Origin of the sequence: Allokutzneria albata (assembly GCF_900103775.1) — a bacterium.
Lineage (GTDB): Bacteria > Actinomycetota > Actinomycetes > Mycobacteriales > Pseudonocardiaceae > Allokutzneria > Allokutzneria albata.
Window position 1 is genome coordinate 2558903 of record NZ_LT629701.1, and the last position, 13308, is coordinate 2572210.

The following is a 13308-nucleotide window of genomic DNA, read 5'->3' on the forward strand; positions in this document are numbered from 1 at the left end:
TCATCTCCTCTGGTTGTCTTCCTTGTCGTCGGCCGAGTTCAGGGCGTCGGCCAGGATCGGTCCGAACGCCGCGACCGCTTCGGGCCGCAGCAGGTCGCGGTGCGCGGCGGGCACCGGGTGCACGTGGATGTCACCGTCCACATGGGACTTCCAGGCGTCCGCGTCGTCGCTGCCGTCCGTGCTGGAGAACAGCAGGGCGCGGCCGCGGAAGACACCGGGGACGAACTCCTGTTGCAGGTCGGAGTTGTGCGCGAACCCGGTGACCAGGTTGGCCAGCGAGTTCTCCTCCAGGAACAGGCCGACCAGCTGGCCGCCCTCGGCGCGCAGCGCGTCCAGCGCCTCCTCCGGCTCACCGTCCCCCGTGGACTCGCCGAGGTCGTCGAGCAGCATCCGCAGCACTTCCCGCCTGCCGGGCCTGGGCACGCTGCCGCGGATCTCCTCCGGGGTGGGCGCGGCGTCGAGGATGGCCAGGACGCCGACGTGCCCGCCCTCGCTCTGGATCTGGGTGGCGATGGCGTGGGCGACGAGGCCGCCGAAGGACCAGCCCAGCAGGTGGTAGGGGCCCTCCGGCTGAACCTCGCGGATGCGCTCCAGGTAGTCGGCGGCCATCTCCTCGATGCTCGCCGGGAGGTCGTCCGAGCCGGTCAGCGCCCGCGCCTGCACGCCGTAGACGGGGATGTCACCGCCCACGTGGGGCAGCAGGCTCGCGTAGGACCAGCTGACCCCTCCCGCGGGGTGGACGCAGAACAGAGCCGGACGGTTTCCCTTGGCGCGCAGGGGAACGAGGACGTCCATCGCGATGTCGACCGTGTTCGCCTCCAGCCTGCGGGCGAGCCCGGCGACCGTGCCCGACTCGAACACCGCGCGGATCGGCAGGTCCACGCCGAACACCGCGCGCACCCGCGCCACGAGCTGGTTGGCCAGCAGCGAGTGGCCGCCGAGGTCGAAGAAGTTGTCCTCGACGCCGTTCACCGCCACGCCGAGGACGTCGGAGAACAGCCGCGCGAGCAGTTCCTCGGTCGGAGTGCGCGGGCGCCGGGAGACGCTGGTGAAGTCCGGCTCCGGCAGGGCGTTCCGGTCGAGTTTGCCGTTGCGCGTCAACGGGATCTCGTCGATCACCACGATCGCTGACGGCACCATGTACTCCGGCAGCCGCTCGCCGAGGAACGTCCGAAGCCCCTCATCGCGGGAAGCGACCACGTAGGCGATGAGGCGGTTCTCGCGGAGCACCACGGCCGCCTGCGAGACATCGGGATGAGTGGTGAGGACGTGCTCGATCTCGCCCGGTTCAACGCGGAAGCCGCGGATCTTGACCTGGTCGTCGTCGCGGCGAAGGAACTCCAGCTGCCCGTCGCGGCGCCAGCGCACGATGTCGCCGGTGCGGTACATCCGGCCGCCGAACGGCGAGGCGACGAATCGCGACGCTGTCAGGCCGGGAAGCCCGCGGTACCCACGGGCCACTCCGGCCCCGCCGATGTACAGCTCCCCTTCAGTACCAACGGGAACCGGCCGTAGCCACCGATCGAGCACGTGCACGGTGGTGTTCCACCCGGGCGTGCCGATCGGTGTGGCGCCGGACAGCGGACCGCTCATCGTGGCGCACACGGTCGTCTCGGTCGGCCCATAGGCGTTGAGCAAGGTGCGCCCGTGCGCCCACCGGCTGACCAGCTCGGGAGTGCACGCCTCACCACCGGTGACGATGGCGGTGCCCGTGCCGATCCCGCCGTCGGGCACGGCCGCCAGCGAACTGGCCGCCATCATCACGTGCGTGACCTCGTGCGCCGCGATGGTCTCGATCAGCGGAGCCCCGGGGAGCAGCCGTTCCGAAGGCGCCACAACGAGGGTGGCGCCGGAGCCGAGGGTCATGCACATGTCGGCGATCGACACGTCGAAGCTCAACGCGGAGAACTGCAGCACGCGGCTGTTCGCGCCGAGCCCGAGGCGCTCGACGTGCGTACCGACCATGCTCGTCAAGCCCTTGTGCGCCAACACGACCGGCTTCGGGCGCCCGGTCGAGCCGGAGGTGTAGACGCTGTACGCCGCGCTCGCCGGGTGCGGTGCTCCGGGAAGCTCCGCCGCGCAGTCCACGTGCTCGTCGATCAACAGCGTCGGCAGATCGAGCGGTTCACTCGCACTCGTCGCCAGCACCACCGCGGGCGCGGCGTCGGCGAGCAGGAACGCCACGCGCTCCGCGGGCAGACCGACGTCGACGTGCAGGTAGGTCGCCCCCGCCTTGAGCACGGCCAGGAAGGCGGCGACCGCCTCGATCGACTTCGGGATGACCGAGACGACGCACTGCTCCGCCGTGACGCCGTGCGCGACGATCCGCCGGGCGATCTCGTCCGAGACGGCGTCCAGCTCCGCATAGGTCAGCTGCTCCGCACCGGCGATCACCCCGACCGCGTCCGGAGCACGCTCCACCTGAGCACTGAACAGCTCAGGGAACGTGGCGTGCTCAGGTTCGCGCGCTGTCTGGTTCCACTCGGTGACCGCGCCGACAAGACCGAGGCTGGACAGTCGTCGGCTGTCGTCGGCAACCGCCGTCTCCAGCACGTGCTCGATCTGGTCGAGCAGCCTGGCGGCGGCGTCGCGGGTGATCACGTCGTCGCGGTGCTCCAGGCGCAGCCCCATGCGCGGGCCGGGCGCGATGGCCAGGCCGAGCGGGTAGTGCGGCGCGTCATGGCCCTCGACCTCGGTGACCCGCAGCTCCCCCGCTCCCCCTGCCGAGTCGGCGTCGAGGGGGTAGTTCTCGAACACCACCACGGCGTCGAACAGCTCGCTGTGCCCGGCGACGCGGTGGATGTCGGGCAGGCCCAGGTACTGGTGGTCGAGCACGCGCGCCTGGCTGTCCTGCACCGCGGAGATCAGCCCGGCCAGCGTGGTCTCCGGGTGCAGCCGCACCCGCGCGGGCACGGTGTTGATGAACAGCCCCACCATGGTTTCCACACCGGCAAGGTGGGCCGGGCGGCCCGAGACGGTCACGCCGAACACCACGTCGTCACGTCCTGTCAGCCCACCGAGCACCACCGCCCAGGCGGCCTGGACGACGCTGTTCACGGTGACCCCGTGCCGCCGGGCCAGTGCGGTGAGCGATCCCGTCAGCGCCTCAGGCAGCTCGCGGAGGGCTTGTGCGCGGGAGCCGCGCGGGCGTGCCGCCTTGCCGACGAGGGTCGGACCGTCGAGCCCGGCCAGCTCGGCGCGCCAGATCTCCTCCGTCACCGCTCTGTCCTGTGTGGACAGCCACGCGAGGTAGTCGCGGTAGGGCGTCGTCCGAGGCAGCTCGTGTCCTCGGTAGAGCTGGAAGATCTCGCTCAGGAGCACCGGCATCGACCACCCGTCCAGCAGGACGTGGTGGTTGGTCAGGACGAACACGTGCTCGTCCTCGCTGAGCCGCGCGAGGGTGCAGCGCAACAGGGGCGCCGTTGTGGGGTCGAACGGGGTTTCTCGATCCCTGGCGAGCATGTCGTCCAGCTCGGCCTCGCGGAGCACATCCGGCAGGTCTTCGAGGTCAGCGTGCTCCCACGGCACAGTGACCTCGCGCAGCAGGACCTGCACGGGCCGCTCGCCGTCCTCGGTCCAGAACGCCGCACCGAGGTTGGAGTGGCGTCGCACCACCGCGTCCATCGCCCGCCGCAGGGCTGCCGCGTCCACGCAGCCCGAGAGGCGCAGCGCGACCTGGACGAGGTAGTCACCGGAGTGGAAGAGCAGGCCCTCCTGCAAGGGGGACAGGGGAAGGATCTCCGTCACACGGCCCGGATAGGCCGCCTCGATCCGCTCGATGCGCTGGTGATCGAGTCCGGTGAGCGGCACATCGGACGGGGTGAGCCCGCCGCCTCCGGTCGCGGTGATCTCGCGCAGTGCGTCGAACCAGGCTTCGGCCAGCGCGGTCACGTCCGCCTCGCTCACCGAGCCGCCAGGCCAGGACCAGCCGGCCACCAGGCGCGGGCCTTCCGGGCGGTCCTCGGTCACCGCGTTCAGTTCGAGCACGTACTTCGACGGGATCTCGGAGTTGCCGTGCAGCGCGTCGCCCTCGCCGGTCTGCGGGGTGAACCGGCCGAGGTAGTTGAACGCCATGTCCACAGGCGCGTCGAGGCGGTCGGCGGTCTCGGGGTTGAGGTGGCGCAACAGGCCGTAGCCGAGCCCGTGCCCGGGAACAGCGCGCAGATCTTCCTTGACCCGCTTGACCGCGCGGCCCACGTCCTCGCCCCCGGCTTCGAGCCGCACGGGATGGACGCTGGTGAACCACCCGACGGTCCTGGTGAGGTCCACGCCGGGAACTGCGTCCTCGTGGCGACCGTGGCCCTCCACGTCGACCAGCACGGGACCCGGCCCGCACCAGCGCTCCAGCGCGATCGCCAGCCCGGCGAGCAGCACGTCCTGCACGCCGGCGTGGAACGCAGCCGGAACGGCGCCGAGCAGCGGCTCCGTGTCCTCAACGGACAGATCAAACCGGAGCGTGCCGCCTTCGGTCTGCTTGTCGGTCTTGATGGACTTCGCACCGTCGAGGAGCCGCGGCCAGGTGTCCAGCTCGTCAAGTCGCTCGGGACTGACCGCCTGCTCCGCCAGCCGCGTCGCCCAGGTTCGGAACGAGGTTCGGACCGGCGGCAGCTCGGTGGTGCCCGCGCAGGCCGCCTCCAAGTCCGGCACGAGAATCCGCCACGACACGCCATCGACCGCGAGGTGGTTGATCACCCACAGCAGGCGCTGGTCCTGCTCGAACCAGACCGCCTGCCACAGCACGCCCCCGGCCACGTCCAGCCGATCGCGGGCGGCGGCGAACTCCGCCTCGGGATCGCCGGACGCCGTGGTCAGGTGCACATCGCCGGTCGGTGGATCAATGGTGATCGTCGAGCCGTCAAGGCGCATGCGGAGCGCGTCGTGGTGTGACGTGACAACGTGCAACGCGGCGGCCACGGTGTCGAAGTCGACGCCGGGCAGGTCGACGACCATGGCCTGGCAGAAGGTGTCGATCGGTGCGCCGGTGCCGAGCAGCCACTGGATGATCGGCGTCGCGGGCAGCTCACCGACTCCGCTGTCCTCGACGGGCTCGGCAGGCGCCTCGGTCGCGGTGGCGGCGAGCGCGGCAACGGTCTTGTGCAGGAAGACATCTCGCGGTGTCAGGAAGATCCCGGCCGACCGCGCCCGGCTGACCAGCTGGATCGAGGAGATCGAGTCACCGCCGAGGTCGAAGAACCCGTCGTCGACACCGACCTCCGCAAGCCCGAGCACGTCGGCGAACAGTCCGCACAGGACGCTCTCCGTGGTGGTCCTCGGGCCGCGCGAGGAGGTCTCGAACACCGGCTCTGGCAGTGCCGCCCGGTCAATCTTGCCGTTGGGGGTGACCGGCAACTCGTCGAGCGTGATCACCGCGCCCGGCACCAGGTGCTCGGGCAGCTTCGCCGTCAGCCGGTCCCTCAGATCGGCAGGAGCGTCGACCACGTAGGCGACGATCCTGCGGTCCCTCACCGCGACGGCGGCCTGGCGGGCACCCGCGTCCAGCAGCGCGGCCTCCACCTCACCCGGCTCCACGCGGAAACCGCGTACCTTCACCTGCTGGTCAGCGCGGCCCACGAACTCCAACTGGCCGTTGTGGCCCCACCGCACCACATCACCGGTCCGGTACATCCGACCACCGAACGGGGAGGCGACGAACCGCTCCGCCGTGAGCCCAGGGCGCCCCAGGTAGCCCCGCGCGACACCGGCTCCACCGACGTACAACTCCCCAGCGACACCAACGGGAACCGGCCGCAGGTACGCGTCGAGCGCGTACACAGAGGTGTTCCAGACGGGAGTGCCGATCGGCGGGACTTCGCCGGGCACAAGGTCTTCGCTCAAGGTGGCGCAGATCGTGATCTCGGTCGGCCCGTAGGCGTTGACCATCCGGCGTCCCGGAGCCCAGCGTCGCACCAACTCCGGCGGGCACGCCTCCGCACCCACGATCAAGGTGGAGAAGTCGGGCAGGTCCGTGTCCGGGACGGTCGCCAACAGCGTCGGCGGGATGAGCGCGTGCGTGACGCGCTGGTCCCGCAACACCTCCGCCAACTCGTGCCCGCCCAGCGGTCCGGGCCGGGGCACGACAAGGGTCGCGCCGGTCATCAGCGCCATCAGGGTTTCCATGACGGCCGCGTCGAAGCTCGGCGACGCCAAACGGAGCACGCGGCTGCCTTCACCGAGCCCGAGCCGCGCGGCCTGTGCACCGGCCAGGCTCGCGATCCCCCGGTGGGACACGACAACGCCCTTCGGCGTGCCGGTCGAGCCGGACGTGTAGATCACGTACGCGGGGTGGTCCAGCTGCGGCGCCACGGGCTCGGCGGTCGTGTCCTCCCGCAGCATGGACTCGACGTCGGCGCCGGTGAGGACCAAGGCCGGGGCAGCGTCGTCGAGCATGAGGCGGATTCGCTCCGCCGGGTAGGACGGGTCGATCGGCAGGTACGCGCCTCCGGTCTTGAGCACGGCGAGGAAGGCCAGCGTCGCCTCCACCGAGCGCTCCATCTGGACGGCGACGACGCGCTCCGGCCGAACACCGCGCGCGGACAGCACCGCGGCGAGCCGATTCGTCCGCTCGTCGAGCTGCCGGTAGGTGAGGTCACCGACCGCGATCACGTCCGGAGTGCGGGCGACCTGGGCTTCCAACAACGCAGGCAAGGTGGCCGCGGGAACGGCGGTGGCAGTGGCGTTGCAGTCCTCCACGAGCCGCTTGCGCTCGTCGGCGGGCATCAGGTCGATCGTGGCGACCGAGCGCTCCGGGTCGGCGAGCACGGTCCGCAGCACTGCGGTCAGCTGCCGCACGATCCGTTCGACGGAGGCCCGCTCGAACAGGTCGGTGCGGAACTCAACGGCTCCGGCCATGCCACCGCTGTGCTCGGTGACCACAAAGGACAGATCGAACTTCGCCACCCCGGGTGTGCCCGACAGCTCCGACACCGTCAACCCGGGCAGGTCCAGCTCCGGTGCGGCGAGGTTCTGCAACGCCAACATGACCTGCACCAACGGCTGGTGAGCCATGGACCGGGCTGGGCGCAGCTGATCCACCAGGTGCTCGAACGGCACGTCCTGGTGGGCGTAGGCGTCGAGGTTGCTGTCCCTGACCCGCTGGACGACGTCGACGAACGACGGTGCCCCGGACAGATCCGTGCGCAGCACCAACGTGTTCACGAAGAACCCGACGAGATCGTCCAGTGCTTCGTCGGTGCGCCCGGCGATCGGGGTGCCCAGCGCGATGTCCGTACCCGCGCCGAGCCCGCTCAGCGTGACCGCGAGGGCCGCCTGCACCACCATGAAGACGCTGGCGTCGCATTCCCGAGCCAGCTCGGTGATCCCCGCGCGCAGCTCCGCGTCCCAAGCGAACTCGACCTCATCACCCGCGTAGGAAGCGACCGCGGGGTACGGGTGGTCGACGGGCAGCTCGATCCGCTCCGGCAGACCGTCCAAAGTGGAGTGCCAATGGTCGAGCTGGTCAGCGATCGAGTTCTCGCGCTGCCACAAGGCGTAGTCGGCGTACTGCACGGGCAAGGGCCGCCAGGACGGGGCTTGTCCGTCCACGCGGGCCGCGTAGGCCGTGGCGAGGTCGTCGGCGAGCGGTCGCATCGACCAGCCGTCGCCCGCGATGTGGTGCAGAACCAGGACGAGCGCGTGGTCTCTGGCGCTCCGCCGGAACAACTCGGCCCGGATCGGGATCTCGGCGGCCAGGTCGAAGGCGTGGGCGCACCTCTCGGTGATGTCGTACTCGTCGACGTCGATCACCGGCAGGTCAACCACGACGTCGTCCAGGACGCGCTGGCTGGCCTGGCCGTCGACGTCGGGGAAGATCGTGCGCAGCGACTCGTGCCGGTCCACCACGTCCTGGAGCGCCGCCCGCAGCGCAACGGTGTCCAGCTCTCCGGTCAGGCGCAGCGCGATCGGGATGTTGTAGGTCGCCGACGGCCCTTCGAGCTTGTGCAGGAACCACAACCGCTGCTGTGCATAGGAGAGCGGCACCACGTCGGGCCGCTGCGCGGGCATGATCGGCGTGCGCGCGGTGCCCGCGTGCTGCACGGAGCGGGCGAGCTCGGCTACCGTGGGCGCGTCGAACAGCGCACGGATCGGCAGTTCCACTTCGAGCGTGGCGCGAATACGGCTGACCAGACGCGTGGCCAGCAGCGAATGGCCGCCCAGTGCGAAGAATCCGTCGTCGATGCCGACCTCGTCGACACCGAGCACTTCGGCGAACAGTCCACACAGGACGCTCTCGACCGGTGTTCGCGGTCCCCTGCTGGAGCCGGAGGAGTTGGGCAACGCGGCGACGTCGAGCTTCCCGTTGGCGGTGAAGGGGATCTCGTCGAGCGCGATGACGGCGGGAACCATGTGGGCGGGCAACCGCTCGGCGACGAAGGTACGCGCTGCGGCCGGGGACGCTGAGCCGGTGATGTAGCCGACCAGCCGGTCTTCCCGCGCGATCACGACCGCGTGCCCGACGCCGGGGCAGGCCGTCAGGGCGGCCTCGACCTCACCGGGCTCGATGCGGAACCCGCGCACCTTCACCTGCTGGTCAACGCGGCCGACGAACTCCAACTGACCGTCGCTCCACCGCACCAGGTCACCGGTGCGGTACATGCGCCCGCCGAACGGGCAGGCCACGAAGCGTGAAGCGGTGAGCCCAGGACGGCCGAGGTAGCCGCGCGCCACACCCGCGCCTGCGACGTACAGCTCACCGGTGACGCCGGCTGGGACCGGCCGCAGCCAGGAGTCCAGCACGTAGACCTGCGTGCCCCACACGGGTGTGCCGATCGGTGGCGTACCGGCGGGAACGAGGTCCGCGCTGAGAGTCGCGCAGATGGTGATCTCCGTCGGCCCGTAGGCGTTCACCATGCGGCGCCCCGGCGCCCAGCGGCGCACCAGCTCCGCCGAGCAGGCTTCGCCGCCGACGACGAGGGTGCCGAGGTCGGCTTCGGGAACGCTCGCGAGCAGCGTCGGCGGGATGAGCGCGTGGGTGACCGCGTGCTGCCGCAGGAACACGGCGAGTTCTGCACCGGCGAGCGGGCCGGGCGCGGGGATGACCAGCGCACCGCCGGTGACCAGGGCCATCAGGGTTTCCATGATGGCCGCGTCGAAGCTCGACGACGCCAGCTGCGCCACCCTGCTGCCGATGCCGAGGCCCAGGCGCTCCGCCTGTGCGGCGGCCAGGCCGGCGAGGCCGGTGTGCGGGACCACGACGCCCTTCGGCGTGCCGGTCGAACCCGACGTGTAGATCACGTATGCGGCCACCGCTGGGTCCACGTCCGGCAGGTCAGCCACGTCCGCGCCCGCGTCCACCGTGTCCACTGTGTCCACGACGAAGACGGGCCGAGCGTCGTCGAGCATGAAGCGGATGCGCTCGGCCGGGTAGGCGGGGTCGATCGGCAGGTAGGCGGCGCCAGTCTTCATGATCGCGAGCAGGGCGACGATCGCGTCCGCCGAGCGCTGGAGCTGCACCGCGACCACGCGCTCCGGTCCGGCTCCGCGCTCGACCAGCTTGCGGGCGAAGGCGTTGGCGCGTGCGTTCAGCTCCGCATACGTGATCTCTTCGGTGTCGGTGACCACCGCGGGAGCGTCAGGGGTCCGCGCCACCTGTGCTCGGATCAGCGCGGGAAGCGAGGCCGGGGTGAGCCCCGGGCGCCCGTCCTGCACGGCGTCCTCGGCCAAGCGCATTGCGAGCAGTGGCGCGTCCGGGGTGCTCGCCGCCTGCTGGAGCAGCTGTCGCAGCTGGTCGAGAATCCGCTTCACGAAGGCGGTTTCGAGCAGGTCAGCGCGGTATTGGATACGCAGTCCCAGCTCCGGCCCGGGCATGATCGCCAGGCTGAGCGGGTAGTGCGGCGCGTCGGTGCCGTAGGACTCGACGACCTGGAGGTCGCTCTCGTCGGCGCCTTCACCAAGCGGGTAGTTCTCGAAGACCACGACAGTGTCGAACAGTTCGCCGTGCCCGGCGGCGCGCTGGATGTCGCTGAGCCCGAGGTAGTCGTGGTCCATCATGCTCGTCCGTGCACTGTGGACGGACGACATCAGCTCGGCGACGGTGGTCGTGGGGTGCAACCGCACCCGCACGGGGACAGTGTTGATGAACAGGCCGACCATCGTCTCGACGCCGGGAAGCTGCGGAGGCCGACCAGAGACCACGGTGCCGAACACCACGTCGTCGCGCCCGGTGAGCGCGCCGAGCAGCACCGACCACACCGCCTGCACTGCACTGTTCAGGGTGACCCCGGCACGGCGGGCCAGGGCGGCCAGGTCGTCGGTCAGCCGCGTGGTCAGGTCGATGCCCAGTTCCGCGCGCACGGGATCGCCCTGCTTCACGGGAGCAAGCAGCGTAGGTCCGTCTACTCCGGACAGTTCAGCCCGCCACTTCTCCTCGGTGGCGGCGCGGTCCTGGCGGGACAGCCACTCCAGGAAGGTGCGGTAAGGAGTGACCCTGGGCAGCGCTTCGCCTTGGTAGAGGTGGAAGAGGTCGTTCAGGAGCACCGGCATGGACCAACCGTCGAGCAGGATGTGGTGGTTGGTCAGCACGAACACGTGCTCGTCCGCGCCGGTCCGCACCAGAGTGCAACGCAGCAGCGGCGGGTCGGTGGGGTCGAACCGGCGGTGCTTGTCCGCGCGCAGGATCTCCGCGAGGTCCGCCGCGCCGTCGTGGTACTCCCACGGCACCTCGACCTCGCGCGGGATCACCTGCACCGGCTCGTCGACGCCCTCGGTCCAGAACGCCGCGCCCAGGTTCGGGTGACGGCGCAGCAGCGCGGCCATCGCGGTCCGGAGCCGGGTGGGGTCGAGCGGCCCGCGCAGCCGCAGCACGAGCTGCACCACGTACTCGTCCGACGAGCCGTCGTCGAACATCGCGTGGAACAGCAGCCCCTCCTGCAACGGCGAGACGGGCAGTACCTCGACGATCTCTGACTGCGTCATCGCCGCTTCCTCCACTTCGACTGGAGCTTGTCGATCTGCTTCTGGTTCATGCTCACCAACGGCAGGTCGGACGGGGTGAACCCGCCTGCGTCCGGGTCGGCGCTGTGCGCGGTGATCTCCCTCAGCGCGGCGAACCACGCGTGCGCGAGCGCTTCGACATCTGCCCTGGTGAGCCCGCCGTCGTGCCAGGCCCACTCGGCGACCAGCCGTGGCCCGTCCGGGGTGTCCTCGGTGGTGGCGTTCAGCTCGACGGGGTGTGAGCCGGGGGCAGTCCCCCCGCCGTCTCCGTCCACAGACGACACCGGCTCCCACGGGCGGTCGGCGCCCGCGGCCGTGGTGCGGAACCGGCCAAGGTAGTTGAAGCCGACCTGTGGCGCGGGCAGTGCTGCCAGCTCGGCCGAGGTCTCCGTGTTGAGGTAGCGCAGGAGCCCGTAGCCGAGACCGTGGTCGGGGACGGCCCGCAGGTCTTCCTTGACCTGCTTCACCACTGCCCCGGCATCGGCCGCGCCGGCGTCCAGGCGGACGGGGTGGACGCTGGTGAACCAGCCGACCGTCCTGGTCAGGTCGGTGCCGGCGATCACGTCCTCGTGCCGTCCGTGGCTTTCCACGTCGACAAGCAGCACGTCGGTTCCGCGCCAGCGCCGCACCGCGATCGCCAACCCGGCGAGCAGCACGTCCTGCACCCCCGCGTGGAACACTCCGGGGACCTTGCCCAGCAACGGTTCGGTGTCCTCGGTGGACAGCACCAGGCGCAGTGATCCGGGCTCCGCGGCGGCGTCAGGCAGCAGCGACGGGACATCCCCGAGCAGGCGCCGCCACGTCGCGACCTCGCCGGTTCGACGGCTCGCCTCTTCGGCGAGCAGCCGCGCCCACCGGCGGAAGGACGTGCCGACCGGGGCGAGCGGCCTGCCCTCCCAAGCGGCTTCCAAGTCCGGCAACAGGATGCGCCAGGAGACACCGTCCACCGCGAGGTGGTGGATCACCCACAACAGGCGGTTCTCCCGCTCGAACCACACCGCCTGCCACAGCACGCCCGACCACGGGTCCAGTCGCTCCCGCGCCCTCGTGACCTCGGTCGCGGCGTCCGCGGTCGCACGGGTGAGGTGAACGGGACCGGGGTCCGCCGACACCACGAGCGAGCCGCCGTCCAGTCGCATCCGCAGGGCATCGTGGTGTGCGACCACAGTGGACAGTGCACGGGACAGGTCGTCGAAGTCCGCGCCTTCCGGCAGGCCGATCAGCACCTCCTGCGAGAAGGTGTCGACCTCGTCGGTGGTGAGCAGCCATTCCACGATCGGCGTCACCGGGAACTCACCGATCCCCTCGTCGGCCACGAGGTCCACAGTGGATGTCGCGACGGCTGCGATCCCCGCGACCGTCTTCTGCACGAACACATCGCGTGGGGTGAACACGATCCCCGCCGCACGCGCCCGGCTGACCAGCTGGATCGACGAGATGCTGTCGCCGCCCAGGTCGAAGAACCCGTCGTCGGCACCGACCTCCGCCAGGCCCAGCACCTCGGCGAACAACCCGCAGAGGACTTCCTCGGCCCGGGTTTCCGCCGCGCGCGAGGAGACCGGCTCGAACACCGGGTCGGGCAACGCGTCTCGATCCGTCTTCCCATTGGGCGTCAACGGAATCTCGTCCAGGACCACGACCGCCGAGGGCACCATGTACTCCGGCAACCGCTCACCCAGGAAAGCCCGAAGACCCTCATCCCGGGCAGCGACCACGTAGGCCACCAGACGGTTCTCCCGCAGCACCACGACGGCCTGCGAGACATCCGGGTGAGACGTGAGAGCGTGCTCGATCTCCCCCAGCTCGATCCGGAAACCACGCAGCTTGACCTGGTGGTCGGCGCGGCCGACGAACTCCAGCTCACCCGCACGGTTCCACCGCACGACATCACCGGTGCGGTACATCCGGCCACCGAACGGCGACGCGACGAAACGCGACGCGGTCAAACCCGGCCGGGCGAGGTAGCCGCGGGCGAGGCCGGAACCGGAGACGTACAGCTCGCCGGGAACACCGACGGGAACCGGACGCAGCCACTGGTCCAGCACGTAAACGGAGGTGTTCTCCACGGGGGTGCCGATGGGCACCTGGTCGGCGATGCCGGGATCGCAGGTCCACAACGTCACGTCGACGGTGGTTTCGGTGGGGCCGTAGGAGTTGAACATCCGCCTGCCCGCCGACCACGTGCGCACGAGATCGGCCGAGGCCGCCTCACCCGCGACGATCAAGGTCACGTCGGTGGGCACGTCGGCGGGGTCCAGCGCCGCGAGGGCGGCCGGTGGCAGCGTCGCGTGCGTGATGCCGCGCGAGGTCAGGAACTCCGCCAACGGGGCGCCGAGCCGCTGCTCCTCCGGGACGACGTCCAAGGTCGCGCCGGTGAGC

Annotated in this window: 2 protein-coding genes (1 of these 2 running past the window's edge); both read right to left on the reverse strand. The window is 70.6% G+C overall.

Annotated elements, in window-relative coordinates; genetic code table 11:
* The gene (locus BLT28_RS11635) at positions 1-10911 is read right to left on the reverse strand and encodes an amino acid adenylation domain-containing protein (RefSeq protein WP_156051900.1); all 10911 of its coding nucleotides are present in this window, start codon (positions 10909-10911) and stop codon (positions 1-3) included.
* Positions 10908-13308: the end of a non-ribosomal peptide synthetase gene (locus tag BLT28_RS11640; protein ID WP_083383719.1), read on the reverse strand. It continues 28379 nt past the right edge of the window; only the last 2401 of its 30780 coding nucleotides appear in the window; its start codon lies beyond the right edge, outside the window — the gene reads right to left on this strand; its stop codon occupies positions 10908-10910. Before BLT28_RS11640 ends, BLT28_RS11635 begins: the two co-directional genes overlap by 4 nt.